The sequence below is a fragment of the Flavobacterium sp. CG_9.10 genome, from assembly GCF_015752245.1.
In the GTDB taxonomy this organism is placed as follows: Bacteria; Bacteroidota; Bacteroidia; order Flavobacteriales; family Flavobacteriaceae; genus Flavobacterium.
Genome location: NZ_JADOVD010000004.1, coordinates 173,110 through 197,387, shown reverse-complemented (window position 1 = coordinate 197,387; position 24,278 = coordinate 173,110). Strand labels below are relative to the sequence as shown.

The following is a 24,278-nucleotide window of genomic DNA, read 5'->3' as shown; positions in this document are numbered from 1 at the left end:
ACACGAATTTCACGAATTGACACGAAATAAAATAATTTGAAAATTGATTTCATAAATTTTTAGCTTTTTCTATTACAAACTAATAATTAGTGCTAATTCGTGAAATTCGTGTTTTATAAATTTTAAATATGAACAACTTTTTTGTAAAACATAAAAATGGTTTAAGTGCTATCATCTTCCTAATTATTTTAGGAGGTTTTTTTGCTTATTCGAAAATGCAAACGAGTTTATTTCCCGAGATTACATTTCCAAAAATAAAAATCATTGCCGATGCGGGTCAACAACCCATTGATAAAATGATGATTACGGTAACAAAACCTTTGGAAAATGCCATCAAGAAAGTTCAGGATTTAAAAACTGTTCGCAGTACTACCAGTAGAGGAAGTTGCGAGATTTCGGCATTTATGGACTGGAAATCCGATATTGATTTGAGCAAAACAAGAATTGAAGCACAAATCAATCAAATAAAAAATAATCTTCCCCCGGATACTCAAATCACGGTTGAAAAAATGAATCCTTCGATTCTTCCGGTTATTGGATATGCCATTGAAGGAAAGGGAATGTCAGCAATTGAACTCAAGAAAATAGCCAATTACACGATAAAACCATTCCTTTCTCAAATCGATGGTGTTTCCGAAATTAGAATTATTGGCGGAAAAGAAAAGGAATATTGGTTGTCTTTGGATTTTGATAAAATGAGAGCACTTGGTATTAGTCCTAATCTTATAACACAAGTTATGAGCGAGACTAATTTTATAAAATCAAATGGTTATTTGTCTGATTATCGGTATTTATATCTCACGATTACGGATGCTCAAGTCGATAAAAAAGATGAACTTGAGAATCTGGTTATTCGTAATAATGGCAAAGGAATTGTAACCCTGAAAGATATTGCGACAGTTGAAATTAAGGAGGCCAAAGAATTTATAAAAGTAAATGCCAATGGCAAGGAAAGTATCCTGATAGCAGTAATAAAACAACCCAATTCCAATTTGATTTCGCTTACAGTGGCCATGAATGAAAAACTGCAAGCGTTAAAAAAAATACTTCCGTCATCTATAAAAATCACTCCATTTTACGAACAGGCAAATTTTGTAAATGATGCTGTAAAAAGCGTTACGGACAGTTTACTCATCGGATTGTTATTAGCGATTATTGTAGCTGTTTTGTTTTTGAAATCGGCGAAAGCCAGTGCAACCATATTAATTATTATTCCAGTTACTTTAGGTTTGACATTGATCGTTTTATACTTGACTGGGCAAACGTTCAACATAATGACTTTGGGAGCCATTGCCGCAGCTTTAGGATTAATTATCGATGATGCCATTGTCGTTGTTGAACAAATTCATAGAACACACGAAGAACATCCTGATGAGCCTACCGTTTCGCTTTTGCAAAAAGCAATTCATTATTTATTCCCTGCAATGGTAGGTTCTTCGATAAGTACCATAGTGATTTTTATTCCTTTTGTATTAATGAGTGGAGTCGCCGGGTCTTATTTTAAAGTACTGACGGATACGATGATAATCACCTTGGTTTGTTCATTTTTTGTGACTTGGCTACTGTTGCCTGTAGTTTATTTATTGCTTTCTAAAAAAGTAAAAAACGCTTCAGAAACAAAAAAAGAAACAGAAATACATGAAGTTAAAACTCAAAATTGGGTGGCGTATTTTATTGGAAAACCAATACTTAGCATTTCATTTTGTATCGTTTTAATACTTTCTATTTTTATAATTCTGCCTAATTTAGAAACAGGCTTTTTACCAGAAATGGATGAAGGAAGTATTATTTTGGATTATGAAAGTCCACCGGGAACTTCACTCGAAGAAACAGACAGAATGCTAAATGAAGTAGAGAAAATAATAATAAAAATTCCTGAAGTAGAAGCTTATAGCCGCCGAACAGGAACTCAAATGGGTTTTTTTATTACGGAACCCAATCGTGGTGATTACTTGATTCAATTAAAAAAAGATCGAAATAAAACCAGCAACGATGTGATTGATGAAATCAGACAAAAAGTAGAAGCTACTCAGCCCGCTTTGCGTATTGATTTTGGTCAGGTAATAGGGGATATGTTGGGAGATTTAATGAGTTCTGTTTCGCCAATTGAAGTGAAAATTTACGGAAGCAATCAGCAAGAACTACAAAAAATAGCTAAAAGAGTAAATAGTATTGTAGAAAAAGTAAAAGGAACTGCAGATGTTTTTGACGGAATTATTTTGGCTGGACCAGCAATTAATATCCAACCCAATTATTCGCAATTGGCACAATACGGAATTACGCCAACTGATTTACAATTTCAGATGCAAACAGCACTTGAAGGAAATGTAGTGGGTAGTTTGTTAGAAAATGAACAAACAACGCCGATTAGATTAATTTATTCGAATTCTAAAAATAGAAGTTTAGAAGATATTAAGAAACTGCAATTATTTTTGCCCACCGGACAAGCGGTGCCTATTTCAAGTCTGGTTACTATTTCAGTTCAAAAAGGAGTTGCAGAAATTGAAAGAGAGAATTTGCAGATGATGAGCGTCGTGACCGGAAGATTGGATAACCGGGATTTGGGAAGCGTAATGCAAGAAATTCAAAAGAAAGTGAGCAGTGAGATTCACCTTCCAACTGGATATTATATTGAATATGCAGGAGCTTACAAAGATCAACAACAATCTTTCAAAGAATTATTGATGATTTTAATTGCGTCCTCATTATTGGTTTTTGGTGTGATTTTATTTTTATTCAGAGATTTTAGAGTAGCATTAGTGATTCTTTTAATTTCCGTTTTAGGGATTTCAGGGAGTTATATTTTACTTTTTATAACAAACACACCATTGAACGTAGGAAGCTATACTGGAATTATTATGATAGTAGGTATCATTAGCGAAAATGCCATATTTACTTTTCTTCAATTTAGGGAAACTTTTAAATTGACCAGAAATGTGAATGAGTCTATAATTTATTCTATTTCCACTAGATTACGACCTAAATTAATGACAGCATTAGGCGCTATTATTGCTTTGTTGCCATTAGCCATAGGAATTGGAACTGGTTCTGAGTTGCATCAACCCCTTGCAATAGCAGTAATTGGTGGTTTTTTAATAGCCATGCCGTTATTATTAATTGTATTGCCAAGTTTATTGTGTTTAGTATATAAAAATGAAAAGCATTTTACACATTTTAATTAATGGACTAATCGTTCAAAACTATTTATGATATCTTGAACTGAAATAGCGATATACAAAAACAGGTGCCAATAGTAGATAATTTTTCACTTAACAAGTGCTTTCAACAAAGTGATAAATCGCTGGCTTAAACCGATAACCACAAGTTGCGGTACACTCGCTTTTTATCATAATCATCGGCTTGCTTCTCGACATTGAAGTACCGATTTCCTCTTGGATCATTACCAACTCCAGCGATATATGCCCAATTTCCCCAATTGCTGCACACATCATAATCAATCAATTGTTGTTCGAAATACGCTGCGCCATAACGCCAATCTAACTCTAATTCGTTACAAAAATAACTGGCAACATTTTGTCGTCCTCGATTACTCATAAAGCCAGTAAGCTTCAATTCAATCATATTAGCATCAATAAAATCATTCCCTGTTTTACCCTCTGTCCATTTTTGTAATAGTTCTAAATTTATTGCTTTTGATTCTAATTTAGGTGTTTGAATTCCATTGAGCAAGAAATATTGCTGTTGGTGTTTTTTCATCATAAAACGAAAGTAGTCACGCCATAATAACTCAAAAACCAACCAATAGGTGGAGTCATTGGCTTCAAACTGCGTTTCGTATTTTTTTAGTTCTTGATAGATAAATCTTGGCGAAATACAACCCATAGCCAACCACGCAGAAAATTTAGACGAATAATCAGCACCGACCATTTGGTTTCTGGTTTCTTTATAGTTTGAAATGCATTTAGATTTATAAAAATAATGATTCAAACGCTTTATTGCTGCGGATTCTCCACCTTTAAAACGGATTGCAGCTCTTTTGTCGATTGGTGTAAACTTCAAATTTAATGCTTGTAAAGAAGGTAAATTTAAAGACTTAATTTCTGGTGATTCAATGTGAGTTGGTGCCTCAAAAACTGTTCGAATTACTGCTTCTTTCTCAATTTTCTTTCTGAAATTGGTAAACACCTCTGGAATATCTTTAATGGAAAAAGGTAAATCTTCTGCATGATACAAAGTGCTGGTGCTATATGTTTCTAGTTCGCATCGCACTTTGAAAAGTTCGGTTTGAACTAATAACTCTGTCTGTTTTTCTTCATAACAAACTTCTCTTTTTGCAAAAACTTTGGTTGCTTTGTATTGCTTAACCAGTTTAGGAATTTCGATTTCTGGTTTTCCAGTGACAATAACAAGACCTGAACCAATTGCTCTCAAATTTGAATCTAAGTTAATAAGAGATTCCATCAAAAATTGCGCTCTGAAACTTCCTGTTTTTTTAAATCCAAAATCAGTTGTTTCAAAATGGGATTCATCAAAACAATACACTGGAATAATGCTATCACTGTGCGAAATCGCTTTTACCAAGGTTTCATTATCGTGTAAACGTAAATCGGTTTTAAACCAAACTAATGCAGTTTTCATAATGTGTTTATGTTTTTTAAATAATAATCGGCTTGTTCTAATAAGGCAACTTTTGCTTCTGGCTTCATTTTTCTCCAAATGTTATACATCATTCCAATTCTAGGATTTTTACCTAATTTATCTTCATTCTGGTCATAAAAATTCCAATATAAACTATTGAACGGACATGATTTTTCTCCAGTTTTAATTTCCTTTTTATAAAAACAACTTCCGCAATAATGACTCATTTTATCGATATAAGCTGCTGAACTTACATACGGTTTTGTACCTACAATTCCGCCATCGGCAAATTGACTCATACCGCGAGTATTGGTAATTTCAACCCATTCAATCGCGTCAATATAGATTCCCAAATACCAAGCATCTATTTCGTCTGGATGAATTCCGGCTAAAAGCGCAAAATTTCCTGTGATCATCAATCGCTGAATGTGATGCGCATAAGCAAAGTTTAAGGATTGATTTATAGCATCTTTGAGACAATTCATTTTTGTTTTTCCCGTCCAAAACCAATCCGGTAATTTTTCCTGATTGTTGAAAAAATTCATCGTGGCATACTCGGGCATTTTGAGCCAATAAATTCCTCTCATGTACTCACGCCATCCAATTATTTGTCGCACAAAACCCTCTAGTTGATTGTATTCAATTTCGTCAGGTCGTTTTTCCCATTCTTTTATGGCGCTATCAATAACTTCTTGTGGTGAAATCATTTTTAAATTCATAGAAAATGAAATTCGAGCATGGTATAAAGACCATTCGTTTGGCGACATAGCGTCTTGATAACTTCCAAATAAAGGCAAACATTCAACAAGAAAAAAATCTAATAATTCTAAGGATTGTTTTCGGTTAATTGGCCAAACAAAACTAGCTTCGTCAATATTCCCGATTGTTTTAATATCGGTTTTCTTAATTTGATTTAAAATTTCACGAACATCATTGTTAAAAACTAACGGTGGTGTAGCTTTATGATTTTTGGGTAGTTTTTTACGGTTTTCACTATCATAATTCCATTTTCCTGTTAGTGGTTTATCGCCTTCCATCAAGACTTCATGCTTTTTTCGGAGCATACGATAAAAACTTTCCATCAAAAAGGTTTTCTTTCCTTCAAAAAAATCACCTAATTCATTTCGGGTAGTAAAAAAATGTTCCGAATCAAACACTGTATTTGAGATCGAGATTGATTGGCAAAGGTTTTTTAAACAAACATCAACTCTATATTCGTCTGGAAGTTGGTATTCAAAATGAGTGAAATTGTGCTTTGAAACTAGATTTTGTATGTTTTTTTCAAATGATTGCAAGTTATTTTCATCATTTAAATGAATATAAATCACTTGGTGATTGTTTGATTTTAATTCCAAATAAAAAGATTGCATTGCCGAGAAGAAACCAACTATTTTCTGAATGTGATGCGTTGCATAATCAGTTTCAGAACGAATTTCCATCATCACATAAGTAACCGAATCATCTACGGATTTAAACCAGGAGTGATTGCTGTTGAGTTGATCGCCAAGAATTAATCGTAACGTTTTTTTCATTTTATTTGTTGCTTCTGCATTTATCACTGCAATATTTTACTTCGTCCCACACTTTTTCCCATTTTTTGCGCCAAGTAAAAGGTTTGTTACAAACAATACACGTTTTCGTTGGTAGGTTTTGCTTTTTTACACCTTTCATTTGTTTAGATTTTATTTCTTTTCCAATTGATTTCGATAGCAGAACCTTCGGCTAAAAATATAGATTCGGGTTGTGTTTTATCTAAAATAGCAAAATCTTTTCCGTACATGGTTTCAAAATCGCAATCTATTTTATACGCTACGATTTCATTAATTAACCAACTGGGATGCGCAATTTGATATTCTTCTGTAATGGTATTATTAAATTTTGTATAACCATAATAATGTTCAAATATGAAGCTTTCAAAACTGTTTTTCTCCATTATTTTTTTCGCTTTCAACGCTGATAAAGCGATACTATTCCACTTCTTATTAACCAGCCATTCGTATTTTATTTCTTTTTGTTCCTTGGCAAAATCCCAGCTATGTCGTGTTGGTATAGTTGTATAATGTTCTTTATATAACGCATTTGCTAACCACGCAACGGCTTTATATGGAACGGTTTCGTTTATAAAAACAACACCTCGCCTGGTTTTATTCCCCACTTTCCTAGAAACATAAAATCGTAAATTAATTTCTTCAAAAGTTCCGAATCTATATATTGGGACATTAAATATTTTAGTGTTTTTAAACATAAACCCGACTAAACTAACATAAGCTTTGTCATTATATAAATCTATTGTCACGCCTTTTGGTAAATATTTGGACAGAATTGCTGTAGATATTTCATAATTTGCCATTACAATATTTTCCCAATTGGCTTTTAAAAACACACTCATTTTAATTTCTTTTTTATTTGTTTACTTCTGGAAACAGCTTTCGAGCTATTTACATGTTTTGCTAAAATGCGTTTTCCTTCTTCTTTGACATCGTCCTGTTTGCGAAAACTCCATACAATGTCGCTTGCCTGTTTTCTAGTTTCTTCGATATTTACGATGGGTTGCGGATAATCTTTCCCTATTTCACAATTATAAAATTGTTGTTCAATGGCATTCAATTTCCAAGGTTCGTGAATTAATGCTACTGGAACTTCAGCTAATTCAGGCAACCATTGTTTGATAAAAATACCTTCTGAATCATGTTCTTCTGAATTTTTTATAGGACTGTAAATCCGAATCGTATTAATTCCTGTAGTTCCGGATTGCATTTGTAATTGAGGATAATGAATTCCAGGTTCATAATCTAAAAACTGTCTTGCCAGAAAGTGTAATTCGCGCCAATCCTGCCACAAATTGAAAGTAAAAAACGATACCACCATAGCGCGCATTCTAAAATTAAGATAACCCGTTGCGACGACACAGCGCATACAAGCATCAACAATTGGAATACCTGTTTTGCCGTCTTGCCACGCTTTTATGTACACTTCATTTTTAGGTTTCACTAGTGAATCGTAGGCTTTGTTGATATTTTCAAATTCCATTCGGCATTCATCTTCAAATTTTTGAATAAAATGACAATGCCAATGCAATCTAGAAACAAAATTTAGGACGGCTCTTTTGTTGGACGAATTTTCATAATGCTGATTGGTATATTGGTAAATCATTCGCATGCTGATGTTTCCATAAGTCAAATAAGGTGACAATCTGCTGCATCCTTTTCTACTTAAACTAGGTTTGGAAATGTGTTTGCTGTAATTTACATAACGTTCCTTCACAAAGCTGTCTAAATAGCGCCAAGCCCAATGTTCGCCACCATGCTGAAAATTCATATTGCGAGTAGTAATTGCTTTTGGAAGTTCTTTTCCTTTCAATTTTGCATAAAAATCAGTTGCTAAAGTTTCAATTTTTATAGAATTTATTTCGAAATTTAACGGAGTAGCGCGCATTACATTTTCCCAACGCTTATCCCAATCGCTTCTGGATTTTAATTTCCGAATCACACCGTGCATTTGAGATTGTTTCCAATGAATCATATTTTTATCAAAAAAAGATTGCATAGTGATATCTCTATCGAAAGTGACTTTATTGCCAATTTCTTGATGTGAAAAAACCGTTTTTACATCATAAACATTTAGTAATTCCTGAAAAACGGATTGCACTTCGTTGTGAAAATAGTAAATTTCAGTTGCAACAGACTTCAATTTAGACTGCATTTCTTGCAATGATTCATAGACAAATCGCCAATGACGCTCATCAGAATCATCATAAGACATCACTGATGGTTCAAAAAAATAAACTAAAAGAATGGGAATGTTTTCTTGTTGTGCCATAAAAAGTGGTTCGTGATCTGTAAAACGCAAATCACGTTTGAACCAAACAATATTTATAGCTTTTTTATTCAATTTTGAATTATTGATGTGATTTCTTTATCCGGTTTTTGTAATCTAATCGTTTTAATTGAAAGGTTTTATGAAAATTTTTTAAAACCTAAAAAGTGCTGATATTTGCTTTTCTTTATTTTTTCGAATCTATTTTTATTAGAAATCCGAAGTAAAGAATCGCTTTTGAGACGGGCGTAAGTATTGTAAAATGAATACGATCTTGTCTTTCTAATTTTAAGAAATCAATAGTATTCATGTATATTTTCTTGTTCTATTTTTGAATTTTTACGAAAAAATGATTTCTTTTTTGTTCATTAGGATCCACTTTTTATCGCTGTTTAGTTTAAAAGTTCCTATATGTTCCTTATTCCATTCATTTGGACCAATTAATGAAAGAAAATTTATGCCGTCATTGCCTCGATATAAATGATAAATTTCGCCAACCACTGGTTCAAAAGAAAATTTTGAGTTGTAAACTAATTCATTCCACTCAAATTCTTCTATTAAATTTTGATATTGAATTTTAAGCTCATTGAACTTACTTTCAAATTCTTTGTTTACATTACTGATACCTCTACTTTTCCAAGAAACTACATCATCGATTCTTATTGCGGGCGCGCCAACACTTGTTGCATAGGGTAAAAGATTCGCATTATATCCTTGCTCCTCAGAATATACTATATTATCTGGTCTTTCTTTTTTCATCATTGCTGAATAAATTTTATTATCGCTTAGAAATTTTATTATTTGAGATTGCTCTTTGCATATTGCATTTAAATCTGTCAATACCTTCAACGCGCTTGGCGAGGTGCTTCGTTTTGCAATTTTCAACTCGTTCACGCCATAATTTGTAGCTTCTAAATTTTAATTCTTTTTTCATTAAAGCCTTGACGTCGGCTTCTTTTAGTCCAAATTGAAAATAGATGGCTTCAAAAGGCGTTCGGTCTTCCCAAGCCATTTCGATAATCCGATCTAGTGCTATTTCTGAAAGTTGAATTTCGGTAGTTGACTTCATTATTTTGTTTAATCTTTTATTGATTTGATTCAACAAATTTAATGATTAAAAGTTTACGAAGGTATATTCTTGATTTATATTTTGGAATAAAATATTTCAGAGCGATAAGTTTGTCGATTTTGAATTTACTTTTGCTTTTTTTGATTGATAGAAAACGTAGTAAATGTATTCAGAAAAGAGAATTTCTTTTCTGAATACTAAATGTTTTTTGGTATATAGAATCTAAAAATACAACTGTGTATCTATAGTTTTAAAATTTAGAAAGGATATCCGATTGCTAAATTAAAAACTAAATTTTCTTTTCGCCAAGTACTGTTACCAAAACTTATTTGATCTAACACCCAACGTTGACCATCCGGTAAATAAGGTTTCCGAATAGGGAAGGCAAGGTCAGTTCGAAGGACTAAAAACGAAAAGTCGAAACGAAGTCCGGCTCCAGTTCCCACGGCTATTTCGTTTACAAATTTTTTAGAAAATTGAGCACCTGGTTTTTCTGGATTATTGTTCAGTAGCCAAATGTTTCCTGCGTCCAAAAATAATGCTCCTTTGACCAGACCATAAATTTTAGCTCTATATTCAGTGTTGAATTCTAATTTTAAATCTCCTGATTGGTCTGCTAAAAAGGAACTCGTAGTAGCAGAACCATCATAACTACCGGGTCCGATGGAACGTGCTCTAAAAGCTCTTAAACTATTGGTTCCACCAATGAAAAACTGTTTGATGAAAGGCATTTCAGTTGAATTGCCATAGGCAAAACCTGCACCAACAATAACTCTGCTGGCCAGTTGCGAATCTTCTCCTAATTTTAAATAATGTCTGAATTCGTTTTCAATTTTTATAAATTGACTAAACGGAACTCCAAACACCTTAATGGTATCTCCTTTTTTTGCATTAGCACCGGTCAGCAACCCGGCTATAGTTCCAGAAAGCCCCAAAGTTCCTTTATAATAAAAAGTGTTTTTCTTTCTTTTCTCCACGGTATTAGTGAATGTATACGAATAACTTGGACCAAAAATTAATTGCTTTTCGATAACTTTTTCAAGCGATGGATTGGCAGCAATTTGATCTCGATACAAAGGAGTTACATTTTGCGGGCTGGCATATGTAATTTCGGTAATACTCAACAAGTGTTCTTTATGCTCATTTGCTTTCCATAAATAACCGTAAGATCCTTTGAATGTTTGCAAGGAATATAATTTGATTCTATTTTGGAATTCATAACCTAGAGTAGCTTTAGTTTTTGGAACAAAACCACCAGGCGTTTCAATTTTGAAAGGGGAAACAAATCTTGGCCAAACTAAATTAGCTTCGGTACCCATTCGGTAAACATTAAAGCCATTATTTTGTCCTGATACTTGTACTTCAACTCCACCAAAAGCTGAAATAGTAAGTAATTCGGCTCCTCTAAAAGCGTTTCTATTGCTCCAGTTCACATTCAGTTCTGTTCCGGTATAATTAGCAGAATTGGTTTTTGCCAACACTTCCAACCTAATTGATTTTTTGGGTAAAGGAGTGAGATAATAATAAGCATCTAAATAATTTCCTAAAGTATCGGAGACCTTAAATTGATTTTTCACAAACTTGAAAGTTCCTAAATTGACCAATCGGTTCAGAGATAAATTGTGATTGGTACGGTTGTAAAAATCTCCTTTTTTAAAATACAACGCACGATCAAAAATTCTTGGTTTGAATAAATTTTCGCGGTCTATGATAGTGAAATCATTGTGTTTTATAGTAAACCCTTCCTTAGATTTCAAAGTATCTGAACCAATAGAATAATTAGGATAGACAATAATATTATTTATCTTGAATTGTGTTTGAGACAATGAAGGCGCTTCATTTTTTACTTTTACAGTCAAATCTACTTGATGATCTGCAACGGTGCTGTCCACTTGAATTTTAAGATAATCCGGATTGAAATAAAAATATCCTTTTTCTTTTAGCTTAGCATCAATACGAACTCTTTCTGCCTTTATTATATCAAGGTTGTATCCTTGATCTGTTTTTAGTAGGCTTCGATCGCTTATCGCGCGAATATTACTTGAAATTTCTGAGGAATCAGTTGGGAATTTAACTTCTCTAATTTTATACTGTTTTTTCGGGTTTACGGTATAATTTGCTTTAACTTTTTTACCGTTCCTTGTTGAATCAGCCATTGTTTTAGTATTGAAATAGCCATGATTTTCGCTAAAGTTTTGTAAAACACTTTTGTTGTATTCTAAATCAACTTGACTGTATAAAACGGGAGCTTCGCCAACTTTTGTTCGCAACCAGTAGCGCCATCCTTTTTCTTTTTTAGGTTTCCCTACTAAATTATAGATATATAATTTTGGTCTCAAACCAAGAATAGTGGAATTAGGTTTTGGTCTTACGATTTTTTGCAATTCAGTTTTTAAAGATTTTCTTTCCTTTTTCGAAGTCTCATTTCCTTCCATTTTTACTGTAGCGCCAGTATATAGAAGTTCTCCTTCAGGTAAATATTTTGTATTGCTGCATGAAGTCACAAACAATGCTAAAAAAAGAAAATATAGTAAATGGTTCTTATTCATCAGATTTCTTTTTTGATACTTTTTTTATCTTGTTGTTTGTTTTTTGGCTTTTACTTTTGAGGAATAACTCTTTGAATTTATTATAATCCAATGTGATGATAAAGGCAATTCCAGTCTCTACAACTTCTCCTTGAAGCGCAACTTGATATTTGTTTACACGGTAAGCTCTTACTTTATATCTTCCATCTTTTGAAAGTTGGTAATCTAAGGAAACATCGCCGGCAATATTATTTGCATTTTGATTCAATTGCTGAGGTCCCTCTATTCCAAAGCTGCTTCCCACAGTAACTTTCAATCGGTCATTTAGTAATTTCTTGGAGATACCTACATTCAAGTCCGTTTTGTTTTCTCGCTGACCTGTAGTATAATCATCGGTAGTATTTAAATCAAAATTAAGTTCAACCCCGTTAATTAAATTTGCGGTAAGATTATTCAGTTGCTGCGATAAAATTTTACTCGCACTTGCTCTGGCGAGCGAAGAAACGTTTGTGCCCCCGGATTCGCTTGCAAATGGATTTTCGCCGATGAAACGGTTTAACAACAGCAAAGCAAAAACCTGTTTGTTTAATTCATCAGGCTGTTGACGTAATTGCGTTAATTTTGCCTGCGTACTATTGATGATTTCAGTTGAAACACTGTTATTTCCTTCTGGTAAAATGATATCAAAATTAATAGTTGGTTTCATTATATCCCCTTTCATTTTTAACTCTGTTTCAAAAGGTATTTTTTGTTTGTACGTGTTTCTAATTTCTGGGGTGATATCTCCTAATTGATCACTTATCAAATCGATTGGTGCTGCTTCCGTTTTATAAACAGCAGTAATATTGATATCCGCTGTTGTTGGTTCGCCGGTCCAAAGAATATAACTTCCTTTTTTGATGTCAAATTTTCTTTTAATCGCACTGAAATTCATTTCATAACTACCTTCGGATAATTCATATCTTCCAGTTAAGCTAGTTTTTCCAGAAGGATCAATACCGCCGTTCAGTTGGGCTTCTCCTTTTAATTTTAAAAAATCACCGTTTGCTTTATCAATAACCAATGATAATTCAGCGTCTTTATCAATTTCAATGTTTACTGAAGCATTAAAACCTTTTAAATCCGAATTACTGCTAATTTCAGTAAGCGCAACATTTTCGATTAATTGCGGGTGGTCTTGGTCAATAAATTCAACAATTCCTTCTCTATCTGCAATTGAAGGATCAGATTGTGGTAAAACAACGGTAAATTTAGTATCCTTATTCACTTTGATATTACCGTCGATATCCGGGTTATTAAAATCGCCTTTTATGCGCAAGTGGTTGTCTAAGTATAATTCTCCGTAGTACAAATCGTTATCTTTAGCTTTTGAATTTACGGCCTTGAAATTATCAGCGTCAACTGTTAGATCAAATCCTAAATTACTAAATTCATGACTGTCAATTGTTCCGTTGATCATTAAATCATTATCCTTTTCGTCTTTTATTATGAACTTATTGAATGTAATAGCATTATTTGTAAAAGAGATTTTATCATTAATGGATTTGAATTTTGCATTCAGTTCTGTTGCTTTAAAACCCACGTCATTAAATTGGAGATCACCAATCACATTGGGTTGGGATGTGTTTCCGGTTATTTTAAAATTACCTGTCAAAAACCCGGTACTTTCACTTAAATGATTCATTGTAAATCCTTGAATACTCTTCATGTGGAGTTTTTCAATGGCAAGATTCATATCAAAACTACTGTCGCCTGTTTTATAATTTCCGTCTAAATTGACTTGATTTCCTTGGCCGGTAATTGAAATGATAGCGTCATATCTATTGGCGATGGCATTATTTACTTTTATGCTAATGGTTCCAACAGTATCTTTTTTGAAGGTAAAATTCTCGATTACCAAATCGGAAGTGAAAAGGGGAGTCGTGTTTACGTTTTTCAGTAAAGCGTTTCCGTTGATTTTTCCGCTCATTTGCAAATCGCTTTTTTCGACTATACTTGTAATGGTTTCAATATCGAAGTCTTTGAAATCAATTGCTATGGGAGCATTTTGTCTTTCGGATTGGGATTGAATTTTAATATTGTTCCCTCCTTTATCCAAATCGAAATTATTGATATAGACTCCGTTTTTACCAAAACGAATTAAATTATCGGGTACTATTTTCCAAGATTCATAATTGAGTAGCAAATTATTAGAATCCAAAGTAATTTCGTTGTTTCCGTTGATGGCTTTAAGAGTTCCAGCAATTAAGTAGCGTTCTTTGTCCTTTAGGTCTTTTAACTGAATCGTATAATTGGCAATGTTGTTTTGGACTTTACCGGTAATACTTGTAAACGGCAACTGAATTTGTTTATTGATGACGTCGTCTACAACTAAACTATAAACCAGTGCCTTGTCTTGGGTATCTACTTTCAGAACTCCGTTAGTGATTGTATTTTCACCGTAAATCAACTTCGGAATTGTACCATTCAAAACAATAGAATCATTAACAGAATTATATCTTCCGCTTAGGTTAATGGGTTCTAAGCTTTTTATTTCTGGAACTAATTTTAATAAAATGGGACTGTCTTTTATAGCGATTTTAAAGGCTAATTGTTGTTTATCCGTAATTGCTTTTCTTTTATAAGATGCAGTATTATAGTAATTGGCAATAGAATTAGATAGTGCGGTTGCGATTTTTGTCAGCTTGTATTTTCCATCGACTTCTGCATCTAAAAAGGGTGATTTTAGTTTTAAAGTGTTTGATAATGAACTGGACATTGCCACTACATTAATGGAATCGATAACAAATTGTTCTTTTCCATTGGCAATGGTTATCGTATTGGCACTTATGGTTCCATTGAGATAATCTAAATTGGCAGATTGAATATCGGCATCTACAACACCTCTAATTTTCATTGGTCCGGCATGCAGATTTAGTTTTTCTAAATCGGCGATATCAACATTCAGTTTAAGTTTTCCTGAAGGATATTTGTCTCTAAAACTTCCGCTGCTCACTAAATCAAAAGTTAGATTTGGATCTTGAGCATTTGCTTTAACATTAAAATTTCCGTTTCGAATATTCCCTTTTACATTTAGATTTCTATAGGTATATTTATTGTAATAGGCTTTTTTAATGGTTCCGTTCAAAGAGGCAGTCGCCGTTTTTAAATTAGAACCACTTCCTTTTATGTTGGCTTTTAAAGTGACTTTACCAATTGAATCGTTTTTGATAAATTTCCCAAGATCAAAATTAGTCAGTTCCATTTTGGCATCATATCGATCCAGATTTTTTATTCTTCGATCGTATGTACCATTTATTTTGGCATTTCCAAAACTGCTTACCAAATTCAAATTGGTAGTAAAATTAGCTATTGTCCCTTTGAAAGTTCCTACAGCACTGAACTTTGAAGGCAGTTGAATCGAATTTGGAATCGTTCCCGGAGGTAAAATTCCATTAAGATCTTTAGCACCGGATTGCAAATTCTTAATATTAAAATCATAATATGCTTTGTTAGCATCCGGTAAACCTATAATTCTTCCGCTGGTAACCACTTTAGTAGTTCCAATACCACTAATTTCAATGTCTGGAAATGCAAAATTCTTTAATTTTCCCGAAACTTTCCCATTTACCTGCAGTATCGCATTGGGATTGCTCATAAAAGGATTTGTTTTTACTAAAATTGGAGCAAAAAGCAAAATATCTTTGATTCCCAATTTACTTTTTTTCAAGTTAGCTGTAATACCTAATTCTCCTGGATTTTTAGCTAAAGATCCAATTGAAGGATAACCGATGAGAATTTCATCTTTCAACTCTGTTTGAGGGGTTTTTAAATATAATTTCTTGAAGAAAGCATTCTTTTTACCATAGAAAAAGTCAGCAGTAAACGATTGAATGTTTAAACCACTTTTGTCTTTAAAAGTTAACGAATTTACCGCTCCGGAGATATTTTCCGGATTGTAATATAAAGCATCGACTTGTAAGTTTAATTGAGTAAAATCTAAATGGTTGTAATCTATACCTTCGTTTATTCTGTTAATATTATTATTGTCATAACGGAAATTTACTCGTTTAAATTCGGTTTTAGTTACTTTTACTTCCCAGTTATTTGGGTCGCCTTTTGCTTCTTTTCTTGAATTTTCTGAATCGAGTTTGCCAAAAGCTAATTCGCCTTCAGCACCTGTCAAATCAATGCTGTCAAATAATAATAATTGGTTATTAAGATCAATTTTATTAATTTTAGCTAAAAGTTTTTTCAAATAAAAGTTAGTGGATAATTTGGTTTCGTCACTTTGGTAATCAAAATCAATTTTAGCCAAATCAATTTCTCCCAGTTTTAATTTTAAGATGGATTCTGGAGCATTTTGTACAGCAGCAACTTTGGTTTTATTGGATATTTGAACCAACCCTTGCCTTAATTTAAAACGTAAGCCATTAATTTTAGCTTTTGGGATTTCAAAAATCATCTGATCTAAATCAAATGTTTTTACTGTTGTTTCAAAATGATTTAAATTGGCATTTAAATCGTTTTTTGTAACGGCATCATTATAATTGAATTTTATTCGGTCCAATTTAATTTTCTCTACAGAAAATTGCATCGGAGGAGAATCGCTTTTTTGTTTTTCTGGCGAAGCAAAAGCCTTGAAGATATATTCGAAATTAAAAACTGCTTTTGAATCTCTATTTAAATTGGCAGTAATTCCCTCCAATTCCAAGGAGTTGATTTCAATTTTGTTGTTTATCAATTGCAACAGACTGATATCAGCCGATAATTTTTCTCCGGCTAAAAGCGTGTCCTTTTTTTGATCCTGAAAATAAACACCTTCTAGAATTACTTTTTCGGGTAATCCAATTTTTAATCTGGCAATGGAAACTTTAGTTTTAATTTTTCCTTCCAGATACGTTACCGCTTTTTCTTTGGCAAAATTTTGAACAGAGGGAATTTGAAAAATTGCTATTATCAATAGAAACAATAGTAAGATTGTTCCTAAAGTCCAAAGGAAAATTTTTAAACCTTTCTTTAAATAGTTTTTCAAATGAAGTGTTTTTTTTAATGTTTTAAAAATAACCAATTTCAACCAGATTAACAATTTTAGTCGAAAATGGAATAATCTACAAAGATGTAAATTTCGCAACGAAAAATCGTATAAAAGTCGTTTTTAAAGTTGTAAAATTTTTGGATAAAATAGGCTCAAAGTTTTATGTATTTTACTTGTAAGGCTTAGGTATTTTAAAAAACGGCTAAAAATCAATCACTTTCACTTCTTTTAGGTTTTATATTTTGGAATCTCATTAAAAAATTCAGCTTGTTTTTCGTCCAATACCATTTCTTTTACAGCCATTAGCATCGCTTTATTGGAGGTGAAAAGTTCCCGATTAAAGTTGATTATGGTGGTCATATCTAAATTTTCAATTGAAGCTTGTTGCGCCTCGGTATAAAAATTATTCAAGGCAGAGCTGTAGTTATTCTGGATATTGTCAAAAAGGGATTGGAGTTCTTCAAAACTCACTTTGTTTTCTTGCAAAAGCAAGGTATTCAAATGAAAATACAGGTTTTCTGTTTCTTTTTTATGATGTATAAAAAAATTGTATTTAATATCTTTTGAGGAATGGCTGAGATTTGAGATATTAGAACCTATGTCCTTGATACTTTTTACCGAATGCATAGAGCTCCGTCCTGCCGAAATCAATTGATTGAGTTCTCCCTGGTGCTCATTTTGTATTTTAGATCGCAATTTTAAATAAAAAGCCTGTATTTCACCCTGCAATTGTTTCAGGAATTCATATTTTTCTTCTTTAGTTTTCGAAAAGAAATTTTTATCCTTATTGATGATTTTATATTCAGAGTGGGATTGAAGCGAGGAAGTATCGGTCTTAAATAACTCCAGATTAAAAATCATTGAATTATAAACAAAATATTTGGTTTCTCGTCGAAATAAATCCAAGGCTGTTTCTGGTTCATTGATAGACGCGTGTCCTATAAAGGCAGCTGTGGAACCATCTGAATCTTTAAAAAACCGTTCTAAAAATTTTGTAAATAAATCGAGAAAAGGAAGAAAAAGAACAATAGCAAGTAAATTAATAAGACTGGAAAAAGTAACCAATCCTATAAGGGAATCCTTTATGTTGAAAACATCAGTAATCAATAACAGAATAGGTTTTAGGAATAGGAACGCAATTACAGTTAGGACGATGTTGAAAAGAATATTACCAAGCGCCACTCGCTTTTTCGAGACATTGCCACCTATTGCGCCAAGTAGTATTTTAATTGTAGTACCTGTTTCTGAGCCTAGAACAATGGCTGCTGCCATAGGAAAATCAATTGCCCCTGCATGAAGTGCACTAAGTGTAAGAGCCATTGTTACAGAGCTGGATTGAACCACCATAGTAATGAGAAACCCCATGAATAGAAACACAATAGAAGGCATGGCTGCATATTCCGAAAAATTAAAGTTTTGCACCTGCGTTTCCATGGCAGTTTTCATAAAGGAAAGCCCAATGAATAAGAGTCCGAATCCTAAAAGAAAATAAGAGATATATTCAATTGTCTTGCGATTCCTGAAAAGTATTAGTAGAAAACCGCCCAAGCACACGGCAGGATAGGCAATTATTTCAATATTTGTTTTAAAACCAAGCGTAGCGACCAGCCAACTATCGAGTGTGGTGCCCAGATTAGCGCCTAGAATTATTGCCAAGGCATTCTTCATCGTAAACACGCCTGCCCCTACAAATGCTAAAACCATCAAAGAAACCATAGAACTGCTCTGAAGAACTGCAGTTACGACTGCGCCACCAGTTATGGCACCTATATTATTTTTTGTAATGCGCTGCAAAAAAAGTTTAAATGTTCGACCGGAAAGATTTTTTAATGCTTCCTCAATCAGGTACATTGCAAATAGGAACAATCCTATTCCCGCGGCTAGTTTAAAAATCGAGTTAAGTGTTTCCATAGACTTATTTAACTTTTAAAGATAACTAATTTAATTTTATAATTGTACTAGAACTATTACCGATCTATAACCTCAAGTTTTAAATAAAATGTGTTACAAATCAGTTTTGTTTATTAAACTGTTCGTCATTTTATTTCAAACGGGAAGCCAGAGGAATCAATATCTTAATAAAATTTTTAATTAATGCCATGATGACCCGTATAACCGGAGGATTAAATGGGATTATTTTTGCAATTAGCGCTACCAAACTGGTTACTTAGTTTATAATTGGCCCAGTTCAATCGCACTATGTCCTATACTTCTTTCGTTTTTAATTTGTTATGTTAGTGACGTATTTTTTAGCTATTATCATGCGTTGAAAGCATCAAGGTTAAATTCTATTGAGGTGTTGCGGTAAGATTAAAAATTTAAATATTATGGTTCTGTTTTGAAAACCTAAATTTCAAAAAAAAATCTTATTAATTAATTGCAATACAGATTGATATATAAATATTTTTTCTTTTTTAATCAGAAAATAATTTATAAATGTAAATTTTTTAAACAGAAAAATGCTACCTTTATGTTTGATTTACTAAAATAGTTGTTCAACAATTTAAATTATTTAATTATGTCAACAGAAAATTTTTTAGTTTGGTTACTTTTAGGAGTAGTCGCAGGATGGTTAGCAGGTCAAATTATGAAGGGTAGTGGCTTTGGCCTTATCGGAAACATAATTGTAGGTATCGTAGGTAGTTTTTTGGGCGGATGGCTAGGCACAAGACTTGGAATTGCAGGTACTGAAACTGGTGGTTTTAATTTAGCCAGCATAGTAACCGCGGTCTTAGGTGCTGTTGTCCTGTTGTTTATTGTAGGATTGTTAAATCGAGGAAGATCAAATTTGTAGCAAAAAAACTATTTAATGCATAAAAAAAGTCAATAGCGTAATTTCTATTGACTTTTTTTATTCTTGATGTACAATTTTTTAGTTTTTCGTTACTTCAGCACTCGCACTGTCATATGATTAACGCCTGAAATTTTAAAAACATCCCCCTTCACTTGTATAGTTTCTCCAGTTGAAACCTGTCTATATTGTGTTGGTTCAAATAAATTGGCGCGACTGATAGTCGCTAGATAAATTGAATTGTCGGTTGTTGCTAATTTCGCGGTATACCCGTCTTTGCCCACTACGATTTCCTGCACTTTACCAGTGGTGAATTCAGTGGTGTTTGCGTTTATCAACGGACTGCAACTTACTGCCAGTGCGATTACAATCAGTAAGCAGCTGGCAATTTTAAATAATTGTTTCATAAATTTAAAGTTCTAGAAAATCATTAGTTTTTGGAAAATTACGAATAGCGTCTACCGCTATTTCAGGAGTTGGGTTGGCTATTTTGCGCAGTTTGGTATCCATCCATGCACCATCTACGGTTATTATGGCACAAAGTTTATTTTCGTCATTCAGGAATTCGTGGACAATTGACCAACGCGAAGCGTCAGGTTTCATTTTAGAAATTTTAGTATGCATCACTATTTTATCCGAAAGCAGTATTTCTTTTCTGAAAATGCATTCTTCCCTAAATAATATGGGCCCAAAATTCTGTGACCGCAAAACCTTCATCGTTAAACCTAGGCTTTCTAAAATCTCGATACGGTGCTGAGCGCCAAAATCATAGTAAGCACTGTGACGTACATGAAAATTAGGGTCTAGGTCTGACCAACGAAAGGATAATTCTTTGCTAAAAGCTGTCATTATTATTTTATTTTAAATTGCATTTATTTTAGTGCTAAGGTCCGATAAACATATTGTAGAACCCGCATTTGATTTCTGTAAATATAGAAAAAACGAGTAATAATACGATAATAAAGTTTTTACTTTTTAAAATGTTGGAAGAGAAGAGGATTTAAAACCTGCGTTTTTTTATTGTAGAAAAACATAATTAATCCAAGGTCTTTATTTGTTTGCTATTTACTAAAGCTTTCATTTGGGTTATCGCAATAGTATTGAGTTGAATAAGCCTTTGTGATTGCGATTGTCCTTGCTGAATAAAAACAGCATTGAGACTTTCCAAATTTGATAAAACGACCAATTGTTCTATTGTTACTCTATCTCTTATGTTTCTTTTAGTTTCTAAACTTTCATTTCTCCATTTAAATCAGTTGTAAGCACAAAACTCATATAATCAAAAAAGGGTCTTACCGATTTAAATATTTCGTTTACATTGTAAATAAATTTTGGATCAATTACTTCTTTATCGGTAAAATTATGTTTAAGAATAAATTGTTTATGCCGAATTAAATCCATCGCTTCGTGGTCTTGGGAAAATCCTTTTGGGAAAGTTGGAACTGTATGACCTGTCAATTCTAAAAAATTATTCTTTATTGATTTGGAGTTTAAAATTTTGCGCCAATCTTCATGGTTTAGCACAATATCTTTTCTTATTCTTTTTAGGTCATCGGGATTTGGAGAGAAAAAACCACACGCTAGAAAATTATTACCGGGCTGAATATTCAAATAATAGCCACCTCGTTTTAAGTTAGTCGCTCTTTGCAAACTTGCTGCAAATCGAGGTTTGTAAGGTGATTTGTCTTTACTGAAACGAACATCACTATAAATACGATAGAGACTTTTTTTTCCAGATACATCTTCAATAACATCATGGGTATTCATTAATATTATGAGTTGGTCTATAAATGCAATAATATTATTTTGTGCCGAAATATAAGTCTCCTTATTTTCAGTAAACCATTCTCTATTGTTATTATTTGCCAGACTCTTCAAAAAAGTGATGCTGCTTGCTAATATGGTTGTGTCTTTCATTTTTTATTTTTATAAAGTAAATATATGGAACTTAAGGTCACGATCGCTTCGCAAAGTTTCCAACTTTGAGAAAGGGTTTAAGCTCTCCTGACCTTTATTGCATGAGTAGTTTTATTATTTTAGTCTTAGACTGAATGACGCATCCTCAAAGTTGAAAACTTTGTGGAGCAAGCGAAGAACGCTTCGGGGAGCGGGTTTTTTTCACTTGGAGACCGGTTGCGACCTGTCCGTACAATAATTAGAATAAGATAATGATTTTAAATGTGATGGAAATACAAAATCCCTAGCCCTGATAGAAATGGAAATCCTTTCTTGTCTCTTCTTGTCCCAAAAGACAAGAAGAGACAAGAAAGATTGCAATGGATAGCAGGAAATAGCTCCTAAAATAAAGGAAGAATAAATCATGAACAAGCTGAAGATAGCGAGATATAAGACAGGAGAATCTGAAATGAATTCAGGAGAATCTGAAATTAATTCAGATTAAAATGTCATGTTGTCAGATTATTTCCCGCCAATTTTCACATAAACTGACAATTTAAGGACACCTATTGTATTGGCACAAAGATTGACTTATCGTCTTCGAGACGTTAAAAATAAGTTTACAATTAAAATTAAATATAGTAAAAATGGGTAAAATAATCGGAATTGATTTAGGTACGACAAACTCTTGTGTTTCTGTAATGGAAGGTAACGAAGCAGTGGTTATCCCTAACGCAGAAGGAAAAAGAACAACACCATCTATCATCGCTTTTGTTGAAGGTGGAGAGATTAAAGTGGGAGATCCTGCCAAAAGACAAGCGGTAACTAATCCTACCAAAACGATTGCTTCTATCAAACGTTTTATGGGTCACTCTTTTTCAGAAATCACTGCTGAAGCAAAAAGAGTTTCTTATTCTGTAGTAAAAGGGGACAACAATACACCACGTGTTGATATTGATGGTCGTTTATATACTGCACAAGAATTGTCAGCAATGACTCTTCAAAAAATGAAAAAAACAGCTGAAGACTATTTAGGTCAAACTGTTACTGAAGCAGTTATTACTGTTCCTGCTTACTTTAATGATGCACAACGTCAAGCTACAAAAGAAGCTGGTGAAATTGCAGGTCTTAAAGTAATGCGTATTATCAACGAACCTACAGCTGCAGCGCTTGCTTACGGTCTTGATAAAAAAGGTAAAGATCAAAAAATTGCAGTTTACGATTTAGGTGGAGGTACATTTGATATTTCTGTTCTTGAATTAGGAGACGGAGTTTTCGAAGTATTGTCTACAAATGGAGATACTCACTTAGGTGGAGATGATTTTGACCATGAAATTATTGACTGGTTAGCTGCTGAATTCTTAACTGAAGAAGGTATTGACTTACGTCTTGACCCAATGTCATTGCAACGTTTGAAAGAAGCTGCTGAGAAAGCAAAAATCGAATTGTCTTCTTCTGCTGAAACTGAAATTAACTTGCCATACGTTACTGCTACAGCTTCAGGACCTAAACACTTAGTTAAAAAATTAACTAGAGCTAAATTTGAGCAATTAACTGATTCATTAGTGAAACGTTCTATGGCACCAGTTGCTAAAGCGCTTAAAGATGCAAATTTATCTGTTTCTGATATTGATGAAGTTATTCTTGTAGGAGGTTCTACTCGTATGCCAAGAATCGCTGACGAAGTGGAAAAATTCTTTGGTAAAAAAGCGTCTAAAGGAGTTAATCCTGATGAGGTTGTTGCTATTGGAGCAGCTATTCAAGGTGGAGTTCTTTCTGGAGATGTAAAAGATGTATTGTTACTTGACGTTACACCTTTATCTTTAGGTATCGAAACTATGGGTGGTGTTATGACAACTCTTATTGAGTCTAATACAACTATTCCAACAAAAAAATCTCAAGTTTTCTCTACTGCTGCAGATTCTCAACCAACAGTTGAATTGCACGTATTACAAGGAGCTAGAGCAATGGCTGCTGATAACAAAACTATCGGTCGTTTTAACTTAGACGGTATTCCACCAGCACCAAGAGGTGTTCCACAAATTGAAGTAACTTTTGATATTGATGCTAATGGTATTATCAAAGTTTCGGCTACTGATAAAGGAACTGGTAAATCTCACGATATTCGTATCGAGGCTTCTTCTGGATTAACTTCTGAAGAAATCGAAAGAATGAAACAAGATGCTGAAGCTAACGCTGAATCTGACAAAATCGCAAGATCTAGAGCAGAAAAATTGAACGAAGCAGATGGAATGATTTTCCAAACTGAAACTCAATTGAAAGAATTAGGTTCTAAATTATCTGACGAAAACAAAGTGGCTGTAGAATATGCATTAACTGAATTGAGAATGGCGCACCAATCTCAAGACATTCCTGCAATTCAAACTGCTCTTGACAACATCAATGCTGCTTGGAAAAAAGCAACTGAAGCGATGTATGCTCAAGGAGAACAAGGTCAAGCTGAAGCACAACCTCAAGGGGATGCTGCTCAAGGAGACAATGTTGAAGACGTTGAATTTGAAGAAGTAAAATAATAATTTCCCATAGAGACGCACTGCGGTG

At 33.3% G+C, this 24,278-nt stretch carries 16 protein-coding genes; 3 read left to right on the top strand and 13 right to left on the bottom strand.

Going from position 1 to position 24,278, the window contains the following annotated elements; all coding sequences use genetic code 11:
* Window positions 1-128: 128 nt before the first annotated feature.
* Complete coding sequence (locus IWX84_RS05115; protein WP_196849675.1) at window positions 129-3,182, top strand: efflux RND transporter permease subunit; 3,054 nt, start codon at window positions 129-131, stop codon at window positions 3,180-3,182.
* A gap of 124 nt (window positions 3,183-3,306) precedes the next feature.
* Here the strand turns inward: IWX84_RS05115 and IWX84_RS05110 are convergent, their stop codons facing one another.
* The 10 genes from IWX84_RS05110 to IWX84_RS05065 all read right to left on the bottom strand — a co-directional run bounded on the left by IWX84_RS05110 (window position 3,307) and on the right by IWX84_RS05065 (window position 18,940).
* Window positions 3,307-4,599 carry a DASH family cryptochrome gene (locus IWX84_RS05110; protein WP_196849674.1) on the bottom strand — a complete coding sequence of 431 codons (1,293 nt, stop codon included), beginning with the start codon at window positions 4,597-4,599 and terminating at the stop codon, window positions 3,307-3,309.
* Window positions 4,596-6,131: a cryptochrome/photolyase family protein gene (locus IWX84_RS05105; protein WP_196849673.1), complete on the bottom strand. Its 1,536-nt coding sequence runs from the start codon at window positions 6,129-6,131 to the stop codon at window positions 4,596-4,598. Before IWX84_RS05105 ends, IWX84_RS05110 begins: the two co-directional genes overlap by 4 nt.
* 1 nt (window position 6,132) lies before the next feature.
* Window positions 6,133-6,270, bottom strand: coding sequence for a DUF2256 domain-containing protein (locus IWX84_RS05100; RefSeq protein WP_196849672.1), 138 nt, complete (start codon window positions 6,268-6,270; stop codon window positions 6,133-6,135).
* A gap of 4 nt (window positions 6,271-6,274) precedes the next feature.
* Window positions 6,275-6,988 (bottom strand): YqjF family protein, encoded by a 714-nt coding sequence (locus IWX84_RS05095; protein ID WP_196849671.1) that lies wholly within the window; start codon window positions 6,986-6,988, stop codon window positions 6,275-6,277.
* Complete coding sequence (locus IWX84_RS05090; RefSeq protein ID WP_196849670.1) at window positions 6,985-8,490, bottom strand: cryptochrome/deoxyribodipyrimidine photo-lyase family protein; 1,506 nt, start codon at window positions 8,488-8,490, stop codon at window positions 6,985-6,987. Before IWX84_RS05090 ends, IWX84_RS05095 begins: the two co-directional genes overlap by 4 nt.
* Window positions 8,491-8,754: 264 nt before the next feature.
* Window positions 8,755-9,174 carry a DUF2452 domain-containing protein gene (locus tag IWX84_RS05085; RefSeq protein WP_196849716.1) on the bottom strand — a complete coding sequence of 140 codons (420 nt, stop codon included), beginning with the start codon at window positions 9,172-9,174 and terminating at the stop codon, window positions 8,755-8,757.
* Between the two features lie 19 nt (window positions 9,175-9,193).
* Entirely contained in the window at window positions 9,194-9,484 is a 291-nt protein-coding gene (locus tag IWX84_RS05080) for a TIGR03643 family protein (protein WP_196849669.1), read from the bottom strand.
* A 257-nt stretch (window positions 9,485-9,741) separates the two neighbouring features.
* Entirely contained in the window at window positions 9,742-12,033 is a 2,292-nt protein-coding gene (locus IWX84_RS05075; protein ID WP_196849668.1) for a BamA/TamA family outer membrane protein, read from the bottom strand.
* Window positions 12,026-17,026 carry a translocation/assembly module TamB domain-containing protein gene (locus IWX84_RS05070; RefSeq protein WP_196849667.1) on the bottom strand — a complete coding sequence of 1,667 codons (5,001 nt, stop codon included), beginning with the start codon at window positions 17,024-17,026 and terminating at the stop codon, window positions 12,026-12,028. The genes IWX84_RS05075 and IWX84_RS05070 overlap by 8 nt, the downstream gene beginning before the upstream one ends.
* Before the next feature lie 231 nt (window positions 17,027-17,257).
* Window positions 17,258-18,940, bottom strand: a complete 1,683-nt coding sequence (locus IWX84_RS05065) for a Na/Pi cotransporter family protein (RefSeq protein WP_196849666.1) — start codon at window positions 18,938-18,940, stop codon at window positions 17,258-17,260.
* A 607-nt stretch (window positions 18,941-19,547) separates the two neighbouring features.
* On the opposite strand from IWX84_RS05065, the gene IWX84_RS05060 reads away from it, so the two are divergent.
* The gene (locus IWX84_RS05060; RefSeq protein WP_196849665.1) at window positions 19,548-19,823 is read left to right on the top strand and encodes a GlsB/YeaQ/YmgE family stress response membrane protein; all 276 of its coding nucleotides are present in this window, start codon (window positions 19,548-19,550) and stop codon (window positions 19,821-19,823) included.
* 89 nt (window positions 19,824-19,912) lie between these two features.
* Here the strand turns inward: IWX84_RS05060 and IWX84_RS05055 are convergent, their stop codons facing one another.
* The 3 genes from IWX84_RS05055 to IWX84_RS05045 all read right to left on the bottom strand — a co-directional run bounded on the left by IWX84_RS05055 (window position 19,913) and on the right by IWX84_RS05045 (window position 21,737).
* On the bottom strand, window positions 19,913-20,227 hold the full coding sequence (locus IWX84_RS05055) for a hypothetical protein (RefSeq protein WP_196849664.1): 315 nt from the start codon (window positions 20,225-20,227) through the stop codon (window positions 19,913-19,915).
* A gap of 4 nt (window positions 20,228-20,231) precedes the next feature.
* Window positions 20,232-20,669, bottom strand: a complete 438-nt coding sequence (locus IWX84_RS05050; RefSeq protein ID WP_196849663.1) for an acyl-CoA thioesterase — start codon at window positions 20,667-20,669, stop codon at window positions 20,232-20,234.
* Between the two features lie 378 nt (window positions 20,670-21,047).
* Complete coding sequence (locus IWX84_RS05045) at window positions 21,048-21,737, bottom strand: DUF2461 domain-containing protein (protein ID WP_196849662.1); 690 nt, start codon at window positions 21,735-21,737, stop codon at window positions 21,048-21,050.
* Window positions 21,738-22,363: 626 nt separating this feature from the next.
* Between IWX84_RS05045 and dnaK the strand changes: the two genes are divergently transcribed.
* Window positions 22,364-24,250 (top strand): molecular chaperone DnaK, encoded by a 1,887-nt coding sequence (gene dnaK / locus IWX84_RS05040; protein WP_196849661.1) that lies wholly within the window; start codon window positions 22,364-22,366, stop codon window positions 24,248-24,250.
* Window positions 24,251-24,278: the final 28 nt, after the last annotated feature.

Bases quoted from the DNA above. Each gene is read 5' to 3' on its own strand.
- IWX84_RS05115 (WP_196849675.1), top strand. From the start codon at position 129: ATGAACAACTTTTTTGTAAAACATAAAAATGGTTTAAGTGCTATCATC.
- IWX84_RS05110 (WP_196849674.1), bottom strand. From the start codon at position 4,599: ATGAAAACTGCATTAGTTTGGTTTAAAACCGATTTACGTTTACACGAT.
- IWX84_RS05105 (WP_196849673.1), bottom strand. From the start codon at position 6,131: ATGAAAAAAACGTTACGATTAATTCTTGGCGATCAACTCAACAGCAAT.
- IWX84_RS05100 (WP_196849672.1), bottom strand. From the start codon at position 6,270: ATGAAAGGTGTAAAAAAGCAAAACCTACCAACGAAAACGTGTATTGTT.
- IWX84_RS05095 (WP_196849671.1), bottom strand. From the start codon at position 6,988: ATGAGTGTGTTTTTAAAAGCCAATTGGGAAAATATTGTAATGGCAAAT.
- IWX84_RS05085 (WP_196849716.1), bottom strand. From the start codon at position 9,174: ATGAAAAAAGAAAGACCAGATAATATAGTATATTCTGAGGAGCAAGGA.
- IWX84_RS05080 (WP_196849669.1), bottom strand. From the start codon at position 9,484: ATGAAGTCAACTACCGAAATTCAACTTTCAGAAATAGCACTAGATCGG.
- IWX84_RS05075 (WP_196849668.1), bottom strand. From the start codon at position 12,033: ATGAATAAGAACCATTTACTATATTTTCTTTTTTTAGCATTGTTTGTG.
- IWX84_RS05065 (WP_196849666.1), bottom strand. From the start codon at position 18,940: ATGGAAACACTTAACTCGATTTTTAAACTAGCCGCGGGAATAGGATTG.
- IWX84_RS05060 (WP_196849665.1), top strand. From the start codon at position 19,548: ATGTCAACAGAAAATTTTTTAGTTTGGTTACTTTTAGGAGTAGTCGCA.
- IWX84_RS05055 (WP_196849664.1), bottom strand. From the start codon at position 20,227: ATGAAACAATTATTTAAAATTGCCAGCTGCTTACTGATTGTAATCGCA.
- IWX84_RS05050 (WP_196849663.1), bottom strand. From the start codon at position 20,669: ATGACAGCTTTTAGCAAAGAATTATCCTTTCGTTGGTCAGACCTAGAC.
- IWX84_RS05045 (WP_196849662.1), bottom strand. From the start codon at position 21,737: ATGAAAGACACAACCATATTAGCAAGCAGCATCACTTTTTTGAAGAGT.
- dnaK (WP_196849661.1), top strand. From the start codon at position 22,364: ATGGGTAAAATAATCGGAATTGATTTAGGTACGACAAACTCTTGTGTT.